Here is a 19,379-nt window from a genome sequence, read left to right as displayed (position 1 = left end):
CTCCGGGGTGACGGAGGGAGTTCGGCATGGCCGGAGAGGTCGTCGTCGTGGGTGGCGGCTTGGCGGGGTTGAGCGCGGCGGTGGCCCTGCACCGGGCCGGGGTCCGGGCGACCGTGCTCGAGGCGGGCGACGACGTCGGCGGCCGGGTCCGCACCGACGTCGTCGACGGCTTCCGGCTCGACCGGGGGTTCCAGGTGCTGCTGCCCGCGTACCCCGCGCTGCGGCGGCTGGTCGACGTCGCGGCGCTGCATCCGCACCCGTTCACCCGCGGCACGATCGCCGTGACCGACGGCGGCCGTCGCTGGCTGGCCGGGCCGTGGCACGGACGGCCCGCCCTGAGCGGCGTCGCCGGGTTCGCCGCGAGCCATCCCGGCGACAGCGCGCGGGTGGCGACGCTGGCCGTGCGCGACGTCCTGCGGCCGGCGCTTGCCGACAGCGGCCGCAGCACCGCCGAGGAGTTCCGGCGCTGGGGCTTGTCGGAGGCCACGGTCGAGCAGGTGCTGCGGCCGTTCCTCGCCGGGGTTTTCCTCGACCCGGCCCTGGACACGTCCGCCCGGATGTTCCACCTGCTGTGGCGCAGCTTCCTGCGCGGCGGAGGCGCGCTGCCGGCCGAGGGGATGCAGGCCCTGCCGCGCCAGCTGGCTGCCGCGCTGCCGACGACCACGATTCGCACCGGTGTCGAGGTCACCGAGATCACGGCCGACGGCGTCCGCACCGCGTCGGAGTCGCTGCCCGCACGGGCGGTGATCGTGGCGACCGATGGCGACACCGCGGCCCGGCTGCTCCCCGGCGTCGAGGCGCCCGGCTGGCACGCGGTGACGACGTTCTACTACCGCACCGCCGAGTCACCGTTGCGGTCGCCGACACTGCTCGTCGACGGGCTTGACGAGCTGCTGATCAACACCGCGGTGCTCAGCGAGGTCGTCCCGGGTTATGCGCCGCCGGGGTCGGCGCTGATCACGGCATCCGTGCCCGACCGCGCCGACCCCGGCCTCGAGCCGCGGGTGCGGCAGCGGCTGGCGCGCATCTACGAGGTCGACACGCGGGACTGGGGCTTGGTGGGCACGTATGCCGTGCCCCGGGCGCTGCCGGTGTTCGGACCGGGCGCGCCGTTGCGCCGGCCGGTGCGGATCGGGCCGGGCCGGTACGTCTGCGGTGACCACCGGGACACCCCATCGGTGCAGGGGGCGCTGGTGTCGGGACAGCGCGCGGCAGCCGCCGTGCTGGCCGACCTGGCACGGCCGTAGGGAGTCCGCCGCGGCCGGCTGTCGTAAAGTGCGGTGAGGACGTGGGGGAGGGCGACGGTGACGGGAGCGGGCAATGCCCGGCTGCGCTCGGCGGTCCTCGCGGCAGCGTGGGTCCGGATTCCCGGCGTCGAGGTTCTTTCGTCGGGGGACGGCGGCCCGCTGACCCGCACGATCAAGAAGATCATCGACCCCTTGGTCGTCCGCACGGCGGCGCGCCCGCGCCTGGGCCGCCCCCTCCTGGAGCCCGCTGCGGCGGCTGAACTCACCGAGCTGCTGCTGGCCGACGCGCCCCGGCTGCGGGCGACGGCCGCCTGGTTCACGCACCTGAAGCGGCAGCGCCGCGCTCTGCGCATCACGGCGGGCGACGTCCAGGACGTCTGCTTCCCGCTGGCGTACGAGCTGGCGACGGCGTTCGGGATGCCCGGCCCGGAAGCGCCGGAGAAGGCCGTGTCGGCGTTGCGCGAGCTGCACGGCGAAGGCGACGAAGCAGGCATCGCCCAGCTGACCGCCTATCTGGACGACCCCCGGGTGGCGGCGGACCTGACCGCGGACCTGCGCCGCCACTGGCGATCCGACGCCGGTCTCGCGGCGGAGGACGCCGTCGCGCTGCTCGGCGGGTTCGTGTCGGACCTCTCCGACACGGCCTGGCGGACGCTGGCCCGCTCCGCCGCCGGACACGCCTTGGGGCTGGCTCTCCGCCGGCCCGGAGGCGCCGATGTCCTCACCCAGCCGGTGTCCGACCTCGGTCTGCAACGCGGTGACCGCACCGCGGTCCCGCCGCTGCTCCGGCGCGACGAAGCCGGCCCCGAACTCCTCGAGCGCAGCGTCGAACGGCGGGTGCGCGCCACGCTGCGCCGGCTTCCGGCCGGTGAGCGGGGTCCGGTCGACGCCCTCGTCGAGGACGAACGCCGCCGGGTGGTCGCCGGGTTCGGGCTCGGGCTGCCCGCGCTGGCCACCTGTTTTGCGCTCGGCGTGGTCCTCGCGCCCGCGCTCCGGCCGCTCGACGGCGCCGCGCCGAGCGAGATTCCCGAGTTCGCGCGGCAGCTGAACGCGCAGGTCGCGCGCGAGGGATACGTGCTGCACGCGCGGCGGGCCCTGGCCGGCGCGACCCCGCTGACCCCGCGGCCGGACCCCGAGCTGGTGCGGGAGCTGCGGGAGTTCGCCAAGCAGTTCCTCGGGCGGCTGTGGATCCGGCTGCACGGCTTCGACGTCCGGGGTGACCGGCCGGCCGACGCGGCGGACGTCCGGGATCTCGTCACCGGCGTGGTGCGCTCGACGTCGCTGGATTTGCGGACGAAGGTGCGTCGCGCGCTGGTGGCTCGCCTGCCGGACTTGGAGGCGGTGTCGTGACGCATCCCGTGCACACCCCGGTCGTCGCGGCCGACGGCGGGCTCGTCCGGTTCGCCCTCGCCGACCTGCTCGGCGGCGCGCCCGGGTTGATGACCGTCGAACTCAGCGACGCCGCGGCCGCGGAACCCTGGCTGACGCGGCTGGTAGGCAGCGAGCGCGCGCTGGAGGCGATCGCCGCCGGGCACGTCGACGTTCCCGCCCACCCGGAACTGGCCACCCTCGCGCTGCTCCTCTGGGCCCGCCGGTGGTGGCCCGCGAGCCCGTCACTCGGCGTTCCGTCGCTGGATCCGGCCCTGCTGGACCTCGAAGCGGCGGCCGCCACCGCTGCGGTCGAGGACCTGGCCGAAGGCCTGCTCGACGGCTTCGAAGCGTCCCCGGCCGAGCTGTTCGACGCGGCCGCCGAGGGAATCGCCGTCACGTCCGTTGCCGAGGAGGTGCGCGGCCTGTGCCTGCGGTTGTCGGCCTGGTTCGACGACCGGGACGACGTCGTGCGTGCCGAAGCCGCGGCCGGGCTGGCGGCCGCCGTCTCGCCGGGGCAGCGGGCGTACGCCTTGGCTGCGGGTGCCGGTCCGTCGATGCTCGGGGAAGGTGTTGTCGTCGAGGGCCGCGCGAGTGTCGACTGGGCGCGGGTTCCGCCGGGTGTGCTCGACGCCGCGGAGGACACGGTCGCCTGGCGGATCGTCGCGGCGCCGGTGGGCACCCGGCTCGAGGTCGAAGTCGAGGGGGCCTTCGCCGACGCGGCACTGACCGCGTTCGCGACCCACGACGGTGCGGTGATCGCCGAGGTTCCGCTGCACCTGGGCGCCGGGCGGTTCGCCGGGAGCGCCGACCTGGACGTCACGTCGGTCGACATCGTGGTGGGCGTGACGGCCGAGAGCATCGTCGGGACCACGGCGGAGGACCGGGCCGAGGTGGTTTCGCTCGTGCGGGCGCGGCCGCCGGCGGCCCGGACGCTGGCCGAGCGCGCGGCCGCCGCGTCGGCCGAAGAGGAGTTCTGACGTGCTCGTCGGCCTGCCAACGCCGTTGAATCCGCCGGACCGGCCGCTTCCGCCGGAGCTGGCCGGCGCGAGTTCCCACGGTTACAACTGCCGTTGTGTCGCCGTGGAGTTCGGCCTCGATCCGGCGCCCTACGGCGAATTCCCCGCGTGCTCGCTCACCGAGGCTTCGTACCGGCGGTTGCTCGAGGAAGCCGTCGAGAGCCAGGTGGCGGCCAAGCGGCTCGCCGCCGCGAGGGACTTCGCGGGTGCGCAGCGGGAGTACGTCCGGATGCGGCAGGTCGCGCACCGGCTCGACCGGACCGACCTCGAAGTGGCCGCGCTCAGCGATTTGGCCGCCCTCTGCTACTCGGCGGGCGACCTGCGGAACGCGCGCCAGTGCGCCGAAGCCGTGCTGGCGGACTTCCGCGTGAGCGCCGCGGCGGCCGTCCATTTCGGACAGTACGCCGAGATCCGGATGGTCGAGGGGTCTCGTGAGGTCGTCGAGCGCGTGCTCGTCTCACTGTCCACGGAGGAGGGTGCGGTCGCGCGGGCGCGGGAGCTGATCGCGGGACAGCGGCACCGGGCGGCGCAGCGGAAGGCAGCCGGGCCGGGGCAGTACCCGCCCGAGCTGCTCGACCTGCACGGCGCCGACGAGCTGGAGCTGCGCATCCTCGAGGTCCGCGTCCAGGTGGCCGAGGGTGACCCGGCCGGCGCGCTGGACGCGCTCGAGCCGATCCTGGTGGCGCTGGACACGCTCGCCGGCGTCCACGAGGTCCGCGACCAAGTGGCGTCGCTGCGGGCGATGGCGCAGGCCGAGCGCGCGCGTTTGCGCCAGGCAGGCGGCGAAGACGCCGACGCGCGGGCCGACCTGGTCCGGCTCGGCGCCCGGCACGAGGGCCGGCCGGCGGCCGCGAAGTTCGCCATCACCCTCGCCGCGGACCGCGCCCTCGGCGGCGACTTCCCGGGCGCGGTCGAGGCGATCATCACCGCCCGCAACGACCTGGCGGCGGCGGGCGCGACCGGCGACGTGGCGGAGGCGAGCCACGCACTGGGCACGTTGCTGCTGCTCGCGGGCGATCCGCGGCAGGCACGCGACCAGTTCGAGCACGCGGGCAAGATCTGGACCGCCCACGGCGACGAGCCGGGTCTGCGACGCCTCGACGTGGCCCTGGCCCGGTGCTTCGCGGCGGAAGGCCAGTGGGAGAAGGCTCAGGAGCACGCGACACGCGCCCGGGAGTCGGCGCGGGCGTCCGGCGAGTGGCTGGAGTGCCTGCACACGGACTTCGTCGCGGCGACGATCGCCTACACCCGCGGCAACGACCTGCCGGGAGTACTGGATCTGCTGCTGCCCTTGACGTTGGCCGCGGCGGACTACCGGTTCGAGTTCACCTCCCCGCGGGCACGCACGGCATGGGCGAGCTCGGTGAGCGGCCCGGCGACGGGATTGCTGATGGAGCTGCTGGCCCGGCTGAAGGAGCCGAGGCTGGCGGCGGAGCTGATCGAGCGCACCTGTGCGGTCGGGGCGTACACCGGCGCCGAGGGGCCACTGCTCGACCTGACCGGTGCGGTGCCGGGGTTGGAACCGGCGCTTGCGGGCGAGTCTGAGGTTACGTCTGCCGCAGGGGAACGGCGGGTTGCGATATCCGCCGACTCGCGCGAGACACTGGAAGCCGCTGGAGAGCCGCAGGTCGTGCGGGGTCCGCTTCCCCTGGCCGCCCTCGGCGCCGTCACCTCAACGCTCCCGCTTCGCCTGGCCCCACCCCCAGCCCTCCGCTGGTCCCCGGCCTCACCGATGCAGCTCGACCCCTGGCTGAAGCTCGCCACCGAGCGCTACTCCTTGGCACGCAACGAAACAACACCCGTCGAAACCTGGCCCGAACCCGACCCCGGCCGCGAAACCTTCCTCCTTCGCTACGCCGACGCCGGGCACACCTACCTCAGCTGGCGCACGACCGCCGACCTCGACTCCGTGCACACCCATCCCGTCGACGCCGCCCTCGTCGCGACCGCACGCGAGCTCCTGGCCGAAGCCTCCCCGACACCGCGCGAAGGCGAGAGCGTCGCCGAGGCCGTCCGGCGTTCGTTGGACCACAACGCGTTCGGCAGCGTCGAAGGCGAACAACGGCTGGCCCGCATCCTCGCCCTCAACCTCCTGCCCGCCGACCTCGTCGCCGCACTGCGAAACGCCACCGGACGGCCGCTCCTGCGGATCCAGCCGTCGCCGAGCCTGGCCGCCGTGCCGTGGGGGTTGCTCGCGCTGCCCGACCGGCGCCCGGACCGTGTCCTCGAACCCGGTGAAGAAAGCCTTTGCTTCGACGGTGACGACCGCGTCCTCGACGTCGCCGACGTCTCCCTGCTCGCCCCGGCCGGGATCCCGCGGCGGCCGCCTGCCGCCGACGGGCCGCCCGCCTACTTCCTCGACCCGCGGATCCCCGGCCAGAGCGCCTTCGGTGAGCTGGGCTCGGTGCTGGGCAAGCAGGAACCCACGTCGAAGCTGATCCGGCACCTCGACGCGCGGCTCGCCGGCGGGCCCGTCCAGCCACCGGCGAAACAAGGCATCGACCTCGTGCGCCGGACCGACACCGACCGGCGGCTGCTCGCCCGGGTGCTGGCCGGGCCGTGTTCGCGGCTCGTCTTCGCCGGGCACGTCAGCCTCGTCCGTGACGAACACGGCGCGCAGACCGCGCTGCACCTGTCCTGCCCGGCCGAGCTGCCCGGCACCGCCGAGCCGATCGGTGCGCACCGGCCGTTCACCGCCGCCGATCTGGCCCGGTCCGAAGTGGACACGATGCCCGCGCGGGTGGCCTTGATCGGCTGCGCCAGCGCGAGCGACTTCGGCCTGGCCGAGCCGTTCGGCGTGCTGCTGGCCGCCGTCGCGGCCGGGGCGCGGCTGGTGGCCGCGACGGTCTGGGCCCTGCCGACGTCGGCCGCGGTGCCCGGCGCGGACCCGATGGCCGACCTGGTGATCGCCGTCGACACGGCGCTGGCCGGCGACGACCCGGTCACCGAGCTGTGCGCCTGGCAGCGCAGCCGGCTCGCGCAGTGGCGCGAACACCCCGAGCCGGCCCGCTCGCCGGTCTTCTGGGCCGCCCTGACCTGCCTCGACGCCTCCGACGACGGGCAAACCTGGGTTCGGTAGCGGCGCGTCCGGCCGAAGCTGTGTGCACACCGCACAGCGAAAGGCAGGGCCGATGTTCAAGAAGATCCGCGACAAGGTCAACGAGGCGACGCAGCAGGGCGCAGCCCGCGGCGCGCAGGACTTCCAGCAGCACGCGGAGCAGTTCCGGCAGGCCGCCGCGGCCCAGGGGTACGACATCACGCCGCAGCTGCCGACGCCGCAGCTCGCAGCGCAGGCGCTCCGGGGTCTGGCCGCCGACCCCGACATGGCGGCGTTCATGGCGCTGCCGCCGGGGGAGCAGCTGAGCCAGCAGCAGGAGCTGCAGGCCTACGGCACCGAGCTGCGCCGGCTCTACGACACCGGCGAGCCCGCCACCCTGGTGGTCCGCGCCCTGGAGCCGACCGGCCGGACGATCGCCGGGCAGGCGCAGTACACCGCGACGCTGGAGGTCACCCGCGCCGACGGCAGCACCTACCGGACGGTCACCCCGCTGATCACGCCGCTGGCGACGATCCAGCAGTACGCGCCCGGCACCCGCCACGAGGCCCGCGTCGACCCCGCCGACCCGGCGAAGGTCGGCGTGTTCGGCCCGATCGCCTAGGGGGCCACCATGTTCGGATCGTTCACGATGGGCCTGTCCGAAGAGCCCGGGCAGGCGCGCCGGGCCGCCCGGCGGCTCTGGCTGCTCGGCGTGCCGGCGACGCTCGCTTGGGCCGTCGCCGGCTGGTCGGGGGCGCTCGGGCTGCTGGACGGCTTCCGGCTGATGTCGCTGAACCGCGTCGACGCGTGGGGGGCCGACGCGGGCCCGGCGGGTTCGCTCGCGCTGTTCTTCAGCGTCGCGGTCACGGTGGCGTCGTCGCTCGGCTTCGCGATGCTGTGGGGCGCGGGCCTGTCACTGCACCGCATGGGAATCGGGTTCCGGGCGAGCTCCCTGACCGCGTCCCTGGGCGTGGCGCTGGGCAGCGGGGTCGCGATCCCGTCGTGGACGCCGCCGGAGTCGGTCGGGCAGCGGCTGCCCTTCCTCGACGGCAAGGCCGAGCCCTGGTCCGATGTGGACTGGGTCGTCTACTACGAGCCCTACCTCGTGCCCGCCGTCTCGGGGCTGGTCGCGCTGGTGACGATCGTGGTGATGCTGCGGGCGTTCCTCACCGCAGCGGAGGCCGACGACCGCGCGGAGGCGCTGCGGCACCTCGGCCGCCAGGTGACCGGGCACGTCACGCAGCTGGAGTTCACCAACGTGTGGGTCATGGGCAACCCGCGGTTCACCGTCCACGTCCGGTTCCCCACCGAGAGTGGGGAGCGCACGGTGGTGACGACGATGATCACGCCGCTGTTCCAGGCCCCGGCCCCCGGCTCGGCGGTGCGGGTCCGCTACGACCCGGCCGACCCCGACGTGATCTTGGTGGAACCGGATCCGGCGGAGTCGTTCCCGCCGTTCGGCTAGCACCCCTTCGAGAGCCCGGAGCACATCGATGTCCACCGCACTCGCGCCGGCCCGTGGTTTCCTCACCGGCGCTGTCATCGGCGTGACGCTGAGCGCGTTCGTCACCGGAATCATCATCGAAAACGTCCCGGTCATCCTGACCGGGCTGGGACTTCCGCTCGCGTACGGCGTGCTGCGCTACCTCGCCGGCCTGCCGCGACGCGCCCGCGAAGCCGTGGTCGTTCCCCGCGTCGCGCTGGCGAAGGTCGAAAGCCTCCGCGCCGGCGGCACCGAAACCGGCGACGTTCCGGTCGACTTCGTCTTCACGGTCGCCCCCGACGGCGCCGCGGCCCACCGCGTCCGGGTCACCCACCCCGTCAACCTGATCGACCTGCCGCGCCACCGGGCCGGCGACGTCCATGTGGTCGAGTACCCGCCGGACCGGCCGTGGAAGGCCCGGATCGTGCCGGACCCGGCGCCGGAGTGGCGGCGGCGGATGGCGGGTGCCGAGATCGCTTCGGCCCCCGAGTCCGCGCTCGTGCAGGAGCCGCCGGAGGGGTGCGCGTTCTCGGTGGCCGTGCTGCTCGGGCTGCTGCTCGGCGCGGTCGCCGTCGTCGCGCTGTACCGCGTCGAACTGTTCACGCCGGACCCGCCCGCGGAACCGGAGACGTCGTCGGTGACGTCTTCGTCGGGCTCCGCGACGATCACCGTCGGCCCCGGGCAGTCGTTCCTGGACGCGGGGGAGCTGCGCCGGGCGATCGACTCCCTGGCCGGGCACGCCGACGTCTCGCGGGTACTCACCGCATCCGTCCAGGAGCACCTGGTGTCCGTGGTCTTCGCGCCCACTGACGACGCGGCGGTCCCGCACTTCGACCTCCGGGCGGCGCCGCTCGACCGCATCCCCGACCTGGTCCGGCGGGCGACGAGCACCCTCGACGTCGGATCGCCGAAGTCCTGGCAGGTCACGGTTGTCCGGCTGCCCGACGCGCTCACGGTCCGCGTCACCGTCACCGGGCCCGGCGGGAGCGCCTCGCTCACCCTGCCGCCGCAGTAGCCTGAGCCGATGGCCGTCGCCGTGCGGGTCCTGCTGGTGATCGCGGTTGTCGTCGTGGTCGTGCTGGCGCTGTTCTGGGCGTTCCAGCGGAGGCTGATCTACCTGCCGGACACCGCGCCGGTGCCCGCCGCCGCGCGTGTGCTGCCCGGCGCCGAGGACGTCCGCCTCCACACCACCGACGGGCTCGAGCTGGGCGGCTGGTTCGTCCGGCCGCCGGGTGAGGCCCCGGCGACGGTCCTGGTGGCCAACGGCAACGGCGGCAGCCGGACCGGGCGTGCCCCGCTGGCCGCGAAGCTCGCCGAAGCGGGCTTGGCCGTGCTGCTGTTCGACTACCGCGGTTACGGCGGTAACCCGGGTGATCCGAGTGAAGACGGCCTGGCCCTCGACGTCCGCGCGGCCCACCGGTTCCTGGTCGAGGACCGGCGGGTGCCGCCCGGGCGGATCATCTTCTACGGCGAAAGCCTCGGCTGCGCCGTGGTGACCGGGCTGGCCCGCGACCACCCGCCCGCCGGGCTCGTCCTGCGTTCGCCCTTCGTCGACCTCGCCTCGGTGGGCGCCGAGCTCTATCCGTACCTGCCGGTGCGGCTGCTGCTGCGCGACCGCTTCCCGGTCCGGGACGACGTCGCGCGCCTGCGGGTGCCGACGGTGGTCGTCCTGGGCGACCGAGATTCGGTCGTCCCGCCGGGCCAGAGCCGCGAGGTCGCCGCCGCGGCGTCCGCCCGGCTGGTGGAGTTGCCCGGTGCCGACCACAACGACCCGGTGCTGGTCGAAGGGCCGCAGGTGGTCGACGCCGTGACGGCGCTGATTCCCGGCGCCACCGGATAGTGATGTTTGCCCGCCGGGGACGCGGGAACCTTTTCGGCATGGCTGATGCGGGAATCACCGAAATGTCGGGCCGGGCCGGGACCATCGCGGCCCTGCGACGCGTACTCCTCGCGTTCGGGGTCGGCGGCGCGCTGGGGTGCGTCGCGTGGATGGCGTTATGGCTGGCGATGCACGTCTAGGACTGCAACCGGGGTAGCACGGCGAGCCAGGCCAGGGCGTCCGCGACGCTGCGGTGGATCGGCAACGTCTGCGCCAGGTCGAGAATCGTGATGGGTCGCACCACCGCTCGCTGCGCCCCGACGATCGCGAACGGCACTCCGCTGACGTGCGCTTCCGAAGCGGCGACCAAGAGTTCGGTGACGCCCCGGGCACTGCAGAAGGTCACCCCGGAGAGGTCGAGGACCAGCGCTCGCGGCGCCAGCCCGGTTTCTTCGGCCAGGCGGGTTCTCAGCCGGCCGACCACCGCCAGGTCGATTTCACCCCGGGCGGTCACGAGGGTGGTTTCCGCGGTCGCGGTGACGCGCAGGGTGAGTGTGGCGGGAATGTCCACCCGGGACATCGGAGCGGCGATCTGGTCGAGCACACGGGCCTCCTCGGAGCGAGGTACGGCCGGGAAGCCGGCACACCCGGTGCCCGTCTCCCGGACCTCTGCGGTCGAACGCGCAGGGAACGGACGGCTACCGGTTGAACCGTGAGGCCTTCACCCTACGCCTTGATCGGTTGTTGCCTTGTCGCCGGCGTCAAGGTTTAGCTTTCGGTGCGTGGAATTCGGGATCAGCTACAACACGGCCTTCTTCGGTGTCGACCCCGACCGGATCGGGCGGTTCGCCCGGGATGCGGAGGAATGCGGCTTCGAGTCGCTGTACCTGCCCGAGCACGTCGCGCTGTACCCGGGCGCGAAGATCGGGCCGATGGAGCTGACCCCGTCGCTTCCCTACGGTGATCCGCTCGAGATCCTGACCTTCGTCGCCGCGACCACCCGGCGCATCCTGCTCGGCACCGGCGTGTTGTTGTTGCCGTACCACCACCCGGTGGTGCTGGCGAAGCGGCTGGCCACCGTCGACGTGCTGTCCGGCGGGCGCCTGCGGCTGCTCACGGTGGGCGTCGGCGCGCTGCCCGGTGAGGCGCGAGCGGCCGGAGTCGACTACACCACCCGTGGCCGCCGGGCGGACGAAGCGATCGACGTCCTGCGGCTGCTGTGGGCCGGCGGCGAGGACGGCGTCAGCTTCGCCGGGGAGTTCTTCACCTTCGACGACGTCTGCAGCTTCCCGAAACCGCTGGGCGCCACCCGGCTGCCGATCCACGTCGGCGGGTCGAGCCCCGCGGCGGCACGACGGGCCGGCCGCCGCGGCGACGGCTTCTTCCCCGGCGGCCTGCTGACCCCGGACGAACGCCGCGGTCACCTCGAGCTCGCCCGGTCGACGGCGATCGAGGCCGGCCGCGACCCGGACGACGTCCAGTACACCCGCTGGGGCTCGATCAGCCTGTCGGTCGACGACGCCGAAGCGCTGGCGCGGGAGGGCGTGCACCGGGTCGTCGTGACACCCACCTCGGCCGAACCGGCCCGGCAGCGCGAAGAGATGGAGGAGTTGGCCGAGCGGTTCGCCCTGCGTCGCGGCTAAACCGTCCGGTGGTGTCCGCCGGGGTGGTGGCCGGTCCGGCCGGGGTGACGTCCGCGGCGCCGAGCGGCGTCACGGCGTTGCAGCCGGCGTACGGGGCGGCGGTGGTCGAGCCGCAGGACCCGTCACCTGGACCGACCCGGCCGGGGTGACCCGGCACCGGTTCGTCCGCAGCTTCCAGGTCAGCGCCGACGGCGATCCCGCGGTCAAGCTGCGCATCGAGTACCAGGACGGCGCCGGCAAGTGGCAGGCCGCCCTCGACGCGCGCACCGGCGGGCCGTTGCTGAACGCGACGGACGCGCAGTTCGCCAAGGTCGGCAACGTCTTAACCGCCACGAACGGCGACCTCGTGGCCGTCGAAGAGCTGGGCCGGGTCGACGCGGCGGGCAAGCGGTACGCCGTCCGGTGGACCTCGGCCGACGGCGGGGTCGGCCGGCGGCCGAGCCGCGCCGACCTCGACTTCACCGGCGGCACCATCAGCTCCGGGACCGGCCGGCTCTTCCAGGGGGTGCTGACCCTGCCGGACGGCAGCCAGGTGGTGCCGTTCTACGCGGCGCACCAGGGCAGCCTGTCGGCGGCGTACCTGCTCTCGGGCAACCACGACGGCACCGCGTGGAAGCGCGCGTCGACCGTGTTCCTGTCCGGCACCTACAACTACACGGAAGCCACGGTCACCCGGCGTGCTGACGGGCGCCTCCTGATGGTGACGCGGCTCGACCAGATGTCCGGCGGGTACGCCTACAGCCGACTGCTCGGCCGGGTCACCACCGCCCCGGTGAACTCGGCGGCCGACCTCGGCACCGCCGGCTGGGGTGCGGCGTACGCGCTGAAGGTGCCCGGTGCGGCCGACGAGAACGCCGTCCGCGGGGTGAACCCGGTCCTGCACACGATGGACCAGGGTGTGCTGATGCTCGTTTTCGGGCGGCCGCGCAACAAGATCACGTTCAGCTACGACGGCGGCACCACGTGGTCCACCGTCCACAGCTTCTACGACAACCTGCCGACCGGCTGCTCCGGCGGTTACGGCGGGCACCCGTGCGACACCCTCGGCTCCAGCGGTTACCAGGGGGTCGCGGTGACCGGGCCGCGCACCGCCGAGGTGATGGGGGACAACTGCCAGTCGGGCTGGGGGCTGCGCGGGGGCGTACGCCTACCCGAACACCACCGACGACCGGCTGTGGAGCGCCACGGTCACGCTCTCCTGAGCGGACGGCGACTGGTGCCCGGTGGACGCGTGCGGTACAACCGGGAGCGTGGCCGAGCGCGCGCAGCGCCCCGACCCGCACGTCGTGGTCGTGCGTGACGTGCTGGTGCGGTACCTCGACGCCTGGACCGCGACGGTGCTGCGGTCGCAGCGCGGCGGCACCTACGTCGAATGCGGCGGCTTCGCGGCCGACGCGTTCCGGGTCTTCGGCGAGTTCGCCGACCGCCTCGAGGACCACCACCTGGAAGCGGTGCTCGTCGGCCAGGCGGTGCCGGCCGCGCCGCCGGCGAACCTGGGCGTCCGGTCGGTGGCCGGCCTCGGCGACGTCGAGGTGACCGGGCCGATGCTGGCGCACCTGGCCGGTGTCGAGGCGTGGCCGCCGGGTTTCCTGCGGGGCAAGGCGCACGAGGTGGTGCTGACGGCGGCCACGGCCGCGGACCACCGCGAGCGGCTGCGCGCGGCCGGGCTGGGGTGCGCGGTGGTGGTCGAGCTGGTGGCCGAGGACGGCAGCGCGCCGGTGCTCGTGTTCGCCACGGCGGACGCCAAGCACCTCGCGACCTTCAAGAACGAGCTGTGGGCGGTCGACGAGTTCGCCGGCATCCGCTACCGCGACCCGCGGGACGCCGAGGGCGTGCTGGTGGACATCTCGCTCACCCCGCAGCTCCTCCCGCTGCGCCGGGCCCTGCTGGCCGAAGTGGCCCGGCGGGGCTCTCGCACGGTTGCCGAGCTGCAACGATTCACGCTGCTGGAGACGATCTACCGCGCCGAAGACACGACTGGGGCACTGAATGCCGCGGTGACGGCGGGCGAGCTCGCGCGCGAGCCGGAGAAGGGGCGCCTGACCGCGCGCACGGTGCTCAGCCGGTGACGGCGAAGAACTCCGCGAGCGCGGCGGCGACCAGCTCGGGCTGTTCCTCCGGGAGGTAGTGGTCACCCGGCAGCGCCCGCCCCCGGACGTCGCTCGCGTACTCCCGCCACACCTCCAGGACGTCATAACTGCGCCCGACGAAGCTGTGCTCGCCCCACAACGCGAGCAGCGGGGCCGCCACCAGCCGTCCGGCGTCGGCGGTGTCGTGCTCGAGGTCGATGCCCGCCGCCGCGCGGTAGTCCGAACAGGACGCCGCGATCGCGGCCGGGTCCGAGAAGCACCGGATGTACTCCCGGACCGCGGCCGGGTCGAAGGGCGTGCCGCCGTGGTGGCGGGCCGCCATCCGCGCGGTGATCCAGAACTCCGGGTCGGCGCCGATGAGGTGTTCCGGGATCCCGTGGCCCGCGGCCAGGAAGAACCAGTGGAAGTACCCGAGCCCGAACGCCTTGTCGGCGTGCTCGAAGCTGTGGCGGGTCGGGACGATGTCCAGCACCGCCAGCGCCGACACGGCCTCGGGCGCGTCGAGGGCGAGCCGGTGCCCGACGCGGCCGCCGCGGTCGTGGCCGGCGACGCCGAACCGCTCGAACCCCAGTGCGTTCATCACCAGGAGCTGGTCGCGGGCCATGGCGCGTTTGGCGTATTCGGCGTCCCCGTCGCCCGGCCGGGGCTTGGCGCTGTCGCCGTACCCGCGCAGGTCGGCGAGCACGACCGTGTGCGTGGCGGCCAGCACCGGCGCGACGTGGTGCCAGATGAGGTGGGTCTGCGGGTACCCGTGGAGCAGCAGGAGCGGCGGCCCGTCGCCGGCGACGGCGCAGCGGATCCGCACCCCGTCGGCGTCGATCGAGTGGTAGGTGAAGGGCAGCGGGACACTCATCGAAGCGGCTCCGGTTCAGGCGGCGGTGAAGTCCAGGACGGCGCGGGTGAAGGTCTCGGTCGTGGCCGTGCCGCCGAGGTCGGGGGTGCGCAGCGGGGTCTTGGCGAGGACGTCGGTGATGGCCTGCTCGACTTCGGCGGCGGCCTCGGCGTGGCCGAGGTGCGCCAGCAGCATCGCCGCCGTCCAGATGGCGCCGAGCGGGTTGGCGGTGCCGCGGCCGGCGATGTCCGGCGCGGAGCCGTGCACCGGCTCGAACATCGACGGGAACTCGCGCTCGGGGTTGATGTTCGCGGCCGGCGCGATGCCGATGCCGCCCGCGACGGCGGCGGTGAGATCGCTGAGGATGTCCCCGAACAGGTTGGACGCGACCAGCACGTCGAAGCGCCCGGGGTCGAGGACCACCTTGGCGCACAAGGCGTCGATGTGCTCGGAGTCCCAGGTGACGGCCGGGTGCGCCGCCGCGGTTGCGGCGACGACCTCGTCCCAGAACGGCATGGTGTGCACGATGCCGTTCGACTTGGTCGCCGACGTCAGCCGCCCGCGGCGCTCGCCCGCGAGCCGGAAGGCGAAGTCGGCGACACGGGAGACGCCGGCGCGAGTGAACACGGCTTCCTGGACGGCCATCTCGTCCGGGAAGCCCCGGCCGAGCCGGCCGCCGATCTCGCTGTACTCGCCTTCGACGTTCTCCCGGACGACCACGAGGTCGACCTCGCCGGGCCGGGCGCGCCGCACCGGGCTCTCGACGCCCTCGAAGACCTTCACCGGCCGCAGGTTGACGTACTGGCGGAAGCTCCGCCGGATCGGGATCAGCAGGCCCCACAAGGAGACGTGGTCGGGCACCGACGGATCACCCACGGCGCCGAGGAAGATCGCGTCGTGGTGGCGGATCCGGTCGAGGCCGTCCGCGGGCATCATCGCTCCGAGTCCGGTGAAGCGGCGGCACGACCAGTCGAACTCGTCGTAGGCGAACGTGACGCCGTGCCGCCGGCCGACGGTGTCGAGCACCCGGCAGGCGGCGGGCGTGACCTCCTGGCCGATGCCGTCCCCGGGGATGAGCGCGATGCGATGGGTGACCATGCCGTTGATGGCACCACCCGCGCGGCGGCCGCGTCCAAGACGGAGTTCCACCCGGCGTTATCGGCTCGGGCTATAAGCGAGCGCGAGGAACGCGCGCGCCGCCGGGGTCAGGTCGCCGGCCCGACTGGCCAGGGCGAGGTGGAGGTGCCGCGCCGGCTCGAGGTCGAGGACCAGCGCACCGGCCTGCCGCGCCAGCGGCGCCCAGGAGTCGGCGAGCACCGCGACCCCGACGCCGCCCAGCACGAGCGGCAGGACGGTCTCGCGGTGCTCGGTCTCGACGACCTCGGTCAGCTCGACGCCGGCGGCGCGGATTTCGTCCACCAGGCGCCGCATCCCGGTGCCGGACTGGCCGACGATCAGCCGCTGCCCGGCGAGGTCTTCGTGGCGCACCACGGTGTCCGGGGCGAACGGGCCGCCGGCCGGGCAGACGAGCACGAACCGCTGCCGGCCGATCGGCCGCAGGTCGACCCCCACGCCGGCGGGCGGTTCGGCGGCGGCCAGCAGGCCCAGCTCGGTCTGTCCACTTCGGACCTGGTGGAGCACTTCGTCCGCGGTGAACGCGGCCCGCACCGCCACGGACAGCCCGGGGTGCGCTTCGGTGACGGCCTTGATCATCCCGGCCAGCGGCTCGACCGCCTGCGACGGCATGGCCGCGATCTCGACCCGGCCGACCTGCAGGCCCGCCACGGATTCGACGCTCGCCCGCGCGGCGGCGAGCCCGCGCAGGACCTGGCGCGCGGGCTCGATCAGCGCCCGGCCCGCGTCCGTGAGCACGAGCCGCCGTCCGACGCGGTGGAAGAGGGCCAGCCCGAGGTCGCGTTCGAGCGTGCGGACGGCCTGCGAAAGGGACGGCTGCGCGACGTACAGCGCCGCGGCGGCCTTGTTCGCGCTGCCGTGGTCCACGACCGCGAGGAAGTAGCGCAGCTGCCGGGCGTCCATGCTGGTCAGTTTTGCAGAGGAACCGCTTCCGGGCCTTCGGAAGGAGCCCAGCGGTGGATCGCGAAGCGGCTGCCGTCCCGGCGCACCTCCGCCGCGCCGGGACCCGCGAAGTGGGCCGGGACGACGAGCTCTCCGTTGTCCGCCGCGCGTTCCAGGACGCTTCGCCGGGTTGCCGCGGCCTGGCGCGGGTCTTCGCAGAAGCAGCTGCTGTGCTCCGGCGCGAGGATCTGCACCGGGCTGTGCAGCAGGTCGCCGACGAACACCGCGCGGCCGGAGCCGGAGGCCAGGCGCAGCACCGACGAGCCGGGGGTGTGGCCGGGCGCGGCTTCGAGCGTGAGGTTGCCGTCGATGCGGTGGGTGTCTTCCCACAGCACGGCCCGGCCGAGCACGGGGGCGACGCTGTCGGCGTAGACGAGCAGGCTGCCGTCCCGGCGCAGCTGCTCGCGTTCGTCGCGCGGCGCGGGCCGGCGATGGGCGTTGCGAGGGTCGAAGTACGTCTGGTCGGCGCGGGGGATGAGGTAGGTGGCGTTCGGGAAGGCCGGCGCCCATTCGCCGTTGCGCAGCTCGGTGTTCCAGCCGACGTGGTCGTAGTGGATGTGCGTGTTGACCACGACGTCGACGTCCTCCGGGCGGACGCCGGCGGCGGCGAGCCGGTCGAGGAAGGGGGTCGCGAGGTGGTCGAACAGCGGGATCTGCGGCCGGTCGCGGTGGTTGCCGACGCCGGTGTCGACGAGCACGACCCGCCCCTCGCTGCGGAGCACCCACGTCTGCACCGCGCCGCGGTAGCCGCCGGTCTCCGGGTTCCAGTGGTCGGGCGCGAGCCACGCCGCGTTGTCCGCCCAGAGCCCGTCCGGGCTGCCGGCGACGATGGTCTGCGCCGGGGCGATCTCGCCCTGCCACTCGACGACCTTCAGGACTTCGACGTCACCAATGTGCATGACTCCACGCTAAGGCCGACGATTGAGCGTTCCAATGTCTGAACTGCTCGATCTGATGCGTGAACGTCTCAGAGTTACGATGGCCGGGTGGATCTCCTGAGTGACGCGATCGCGGCGGTGCGGATCGGGCAGCCGACGTCGAACCGGCTTCGCGCCGGTGACGGGTGGTGCTACCGCTTCGCGCCGTACGAGGGCGCAGGCTTCCACGTCCTGTTGCGCGGCAGCGGCTGGCTGGTGCCGGACGAGGGCGAGCCGGTGCCGCTCGGCGCCGGGGACGTGGTCCTCGTCCCGCACGGCAGCGCGCACACGCTGTCCGCCACCCCGGACGCGACCGGTGCGGTGCCCTTCGAGACGGCGGTGCCCGAGCCGGCCGGCCGCACGGAGTTCCTGTGCGGCAAGTACCGGCTGGACCACGCCCGGCAGCACCCGGTGCTCGCGGACCTGCCCGAGGTTGTCCACCTGCCCGCGCGGATCGGCCGGCACCCCGAACTCCGGGCGGCGATCGACCTGCTCGGCGCGGAGGTGACCGAGCCGCGGCCGGGACGGGCGACGGTGGTCACCGGGCTGCTCGACCTGCTGCTGGTGTACCTGATCCGGGCGTGGCTCGACGGCAACCCGGCGCCGGGCTGGCCGCAGGCCCTGCGTGACCGCGAAGTCGCCGCGGCGCTGGAGGAGCTGCACACGAACCCGGCGGCGCCGTGGCGCATCGAGGACCTGGCGGCCCGGGTGGGCCTGTCCCGCGCGACGCTGGCCCGCCGCTTCACGGCGTTGACCGGCCGGCCGCCGATGGCGTACCTGACGTGGTGGCGGCTGACCATGGCCGCGCGGTTGCTGCGGGAGACGGAGCTGCCACTGCCTTCGATCGCGTCGAAGGTCGGATATGCGTCGCCGTTTGCGCTTTCGCACGCTTTCAAGCGCCAGTTCGGAGTGGCGCCGGGGGGTTACCGGACGCCGCGGTAGTCAGCCGATCTGCTGGCGGATCCAGTCCGCCACGACGTCCACCCGCGCGATGGTCTCGGGCCCCGGCTGCGGACACGGCGGCCCGGTGTTCACGATCGCCACCAGCGTCCCCGTGAGGTCGTCCGCCGAAACGAAGAACGGGCCGCCCGAATCCTCCGGGCACGGGCCGTTGTCCACCGTCCGCGTGCCGACCGGCAGGGCCTCCAGGGTGGCCCGGTCGATGCCCGACACCTTGAAACGGCCGCGTTTGAGGTGGTCGGACGGGCCGAGCACGGTCGCCGAGTGCGAACCCCAGCCGGCGAACTGCAGCTCCGCGCCGACCGCGGGCCGGCTGTCGGCGAGCGCGACCGGGGTGATGTCGTCCACCGGCGCGCTGAGCTTCGCCACCGCCAGGTCGTTGAGCGGCGACTGCCGGACGTCGACCACCTCGGCCGTGTGCCCGCCGGGGTCACTGTCCTTCAGCCGGCCGACCGTCACGGTCATCGTGTAGGGCGGCCGGCCGCCGATGCGGGCGTCGTTGAGGTTGTGGAAGCAGTGCCCGGCGGTGACGATCCACTGGGGCGCGACCAGCGCGCCGCTGCAGGCGCCGTCACGCACGCCGCCACCCGCGACCGGGATGTCGTCCGACGTCAGTTTGGCGTTGAACGGCAGGACCGGCTGCGGCGCCTCGGCCGTGGCCGGCGGCGGCTCCGAGGCCGCGGGGTCGGGCAGGCTGTGCCCGTGGGGGGCCGCGGCCAGGGCCGGCAGCGCGGGTGCCGCGGCCAGTGCGGTGTGGGCGAACGCGACGCCGGCCCCCGCCAGCACCGCGACCGCCGTCGCTCCCGGCCGGAAGAGCCGCCGTCGTTCCGAAGTTCGCCTCACACCTCAAGTACACGAGCGGGACGCCGGTTTGGTTGAGTGCAAAAC

20 protein-coding genes are annotated in these 19,379 nt (G+C 73.9%); 14 read left to right on the top strand and 6 right to left on the bottom strand.

Annotated features, from left to right (window positions below; all coding sequences use genetic code 11):
• Window positions 1–26: 26 nt before the first annotated feature.
• Genes ACIA5G_RS12975 through ACIA5G_RS12935 form a run of 9 tightly spaced genes read left to right on the top strand, consistent with a single transcriptional unit; the run spans window position 27 to window position 10,173 of the window.
• A complete protein-coding gene (locus tag ACIA5G_RS12975; protein ID WP_395922931.1) occupies window positions 27–1,247 on the top strand; it encodes an NAD(P)/FAD-dependent oxidoreductase in 1,221 nt (406 codons plus the stop codon).
• A 57-nt stretch (window positions 1,248–1,304) separates the two neighbouring features.
• Window positions 1,305–2,597: a hypothetical protein gene (locus ACIA5G_RS12970; protein WP_395922929.1), complete on the top strand. Its 1,293-nt coding sequence runs from the start codon at window positions 1,305–1,307 to the stop codon at window positions 2,595–2,597.
• Window positions 2,594–3,595: a hypothetical protein gene (locus tag ACIA5G_RS12965; protein WP_395922927.1), complete on the top strand. Its 1,002-nt coding sequence runs from the start codon at window positions 2,594–2,596 to the stop codon at window positions 3,593–3,595. Before ACIA5G_RS12970 ends, ACIA5G_RS12965 begins: the two co-directional genes overlap by 4 nt.
• Window position 3,596: 1 nt before the next feature.
• Window positions 3,597–6,713 carry a hypothetical protein gene (locus ACIA5G_RS12960; protein ID WP_395922926.1) on the top strand — a complete coding sequence of 1,039 codons (3,117 nt, stop codon included), beginning with the start codon at window positions 3,597–3,599 and terminating at the stop codon, window positions 6,711–6,713.
• A 52-nt stretch (window positions 6,714–6,765) separates the two neighbouring features.
• Window positions 6,766–7,293, top strand: a complete 528-nt coding sequence (locus ACIA5G_RS12955) for a hypothetical protein (protein WP_395922924.1) — start codon at window positions 6,766–6,768, stop codon at window positions 7,291–7,293.
• Window positions 7,294–7,302: 9 nt separating this feature from the next.
• A complete protein-coding gene (locus ACIA5G_RS12950) occupies window positions 7,303–8,136 on the top strand; it encodes a DUF3592 domain-containing protein (RefSeq protein WP_395922922.1) in 834 nt (277 codons plus the stop codon).
• Window positions 8,137–8,164: 28 nt separating this feature from the next.
• Entirely contained in the window at window positions 8,165–9,169 is a 1,005-nt protein-coding gene (locus ACIA5G_RS12945) for a hypothetical protein (protein ID WP_395922920.1), read from the top strand.
• 9 nt (window positions 9,170–9,178) lie between these two features.
• Window positions 9,179–9,994: an alpha/beta hydrolase gene (locus tag ACIA5G_RS12940; protein ID WP_395922918.1), complete on the top strand. Its 816-nt coding sequence runs from the start codon at window positions 9,179–9,181 to the stop codon at window positions 9,992–9,994.
• Between the two features lie 38 nt (window positions 9,995–10,032).
• On the top strand, window positions 10,033–10,173 hold the full coding sequence (locus ACIA5G_RS12935) for a hypothetical protein (protein ID WP_395922916.1): 141 nt from the start codon (window positions 10,033–10,035) through the stop codon (window positions 10,171–10,173).
• Here ACIA5G_RS12935 and ACIA5G_RS12930 read toward each other — a convergent pair.
• Window positions 10,170–10,577 carry an STAS domain-containing protein gene (locus ACIA5G_RS12930; RefSeq protein WP_395922915.1) on the bottom strand — a complete coding sequence of 136 codons (408 nt, stop codon included), beginning with the start codon at window positions 10,575–10,577 and terminating at the stop codon, window positions 10,170–10,172. The genes ACIA5G_RS12935 and ACIA5G_RS12930 overlap by 4 nt on opposite strands.
• A 178-nt stretch (window positions 10,578–10,755) precedes the next feature.
• Between ACIA5G_RS12930 and ACIA5G_RS12925 the strand changes: the two genes are divergently transcribed.
• From ACIA5G_RS12925 to ACIA5G_RS12910, 4 genes are read left to right on the top strand one after another with little or no spacing between them, the layout of a single operon-like run.
• The gene (locus ACIA5G_RS12925) at window positions 10,756–11,616 is read left to right on the top strand and encodes a TIGR03619 family F420-dependent LLM class oxidoreductase (RefSeq protein ID WP_395922914.1); all 861 of its coding nucleotides are present in this window, start codon (window positions 10,756–10,758) and stop codon (window positions 11,614–11,616) included.
• A gap of 11 nt (window positions 11,617–11,627) precedes the next feature.
• Window positions 11,628–11,765 carry a hypothetical protein gene (locus tag ACIA5G_RS12920; RefSeq protein WP_395922913.1) on the top strand — a complete coding sequence of 46 codons (138 nt, stop codon included), beginning with the start codon at window positions 11,628–11,630 and terminating at the stop codon, window positions 11,763–11,765.
• Window positions 11,762–12,916 (top strand): sialidase family protein, encoded by a 1,155-nt coding sequence (locus tag ACIA5G_RS12915; RefSeq protein WP_395922912.1) that lies wholly within the window; start codon window positions 11,762–11,764, stop codon window positions 12,914–12,916. The genes ACIA5G_RS12920 and ACIA5G_RS12915 overlap by 4 nt, the downstream gene beginning before the upstream one ends.
• Window positions 12,867–13,685 (top strand): hypothetical protein, encoded by an 819-nt coding sequence (locus ACIA5G_RS12910; RefSeq protein WP_395922910.1) that lies wholly within the window; start codon window positions 12,867–12,869, stop codon window positions 13,683–13,685. The genes ACIA5G_RS12915 and ACIA5G_RS12910 overlap by 50 nt, the downstream gene beginning before the upstream one ends.
• On the opposite strand, the gene ACIA5G_RS12905 is transcribed toward ACIA5G_RS12910, so the two are convergent.
• From ACIA5G_RS12905 to ACIA5G_RS12890, 4 genes are read right to left on the bottom strand one after another with little or no spacing between them, the layout of a single operon-like run.
• Complete coding sequence (locus ACIA5G_RS12905) at window positions 13,675–14,559, bottom strand: alpha/beta fold hydrolase (protein WP_395922908.1); 885 nt, start codon at window positions 14,557–14,559, stop codon at window positions 13,675–13,677. The genes ACIA5G_RS12910 and ACIA5G_RS12905 overlap by 11 nt on opposite strands.
• Before the next feature lie 15 nt (window positions 14,560–14,574).
• Complete coding sequence (locus ACIA5G_RS12900; protein WP_395922906.1) at window positions 14,575–15,636, bottom strand: tartrate dehydrogenase; 1,062 nt, start codon at window positions 15,634–15,636, stop codon at window positions 14,575–14,577.
• Window positions 15,637–15,693: 57 nt separating this feature from the next.
• Window positions 15,694–16,575 (bottom strand): LysR family transcriptional regulator, encoded by an 882-nt coding sequence (locus ACIA5G_RS12895; RefSeq protein WP_395922904.1) that lies wholly within the window; start codon window positions 16,573–16,575, stop codon window positions 15,694–15,696.
• A gap of 5 nt (window positions 16,576–16,580) precedes the next feature.
• Window positions 16,581–17,513, bottom strand: coding sequence for an MBL fold metallo-hydrolase (locus ACIA5G_RS12890; protein WP_395922902.1), 933 nt, complete (start codon window positions 17,511–17,513; stop codon window positions 16,581–16,583).
• 87 nt (window positions 17,514–17,600) lie between these two features.
• On the opposite strand from ACIA5G_RS12890, the gene ACIA5G_RS12885 reads away from it, so the two are divergent.
• The gene (locus tag ACIA5G_RS12885) at window positions 17,601–18,473 is read left to right on the top strand and encodes an AraC family transcriptional regulator (RefSeq protein WP_395922900.1); all 873 of its coding nucleotides are present in this window, start codon (window positions 17,601–17,603) and stop codon (window positions 18,471–18,473) included.
• Here the strand turns inward: ACIA5G_RS12885 and ACIA5G_RS12880 are convergent, their stop codons facing one another.
• Window positions 18,474–19,334, bottom strand: a complete 861-nt coding sequence (locus ACIA5G_RS12880; protein ID WP_395922899.1) for a S1 family peptidase — start codon at window positions 19,332–19,334, stop codon at window positions 18,474–18,476.
• Window positions 19,335–19,379: the final 45 nt, after the last annotated feature.

The organism is Amycolatopsis sp. NPDC051758 (assembly GCF_044453095.1).
GTDB lineage: Bacteria > Actinomycetota > Actinomycetes > Mycobacteriales > Pseudonocardiaceae > Amycolatopsis.
This window is presented reverse-complemented; position numbering and strand designations above follow the sequence as displayed.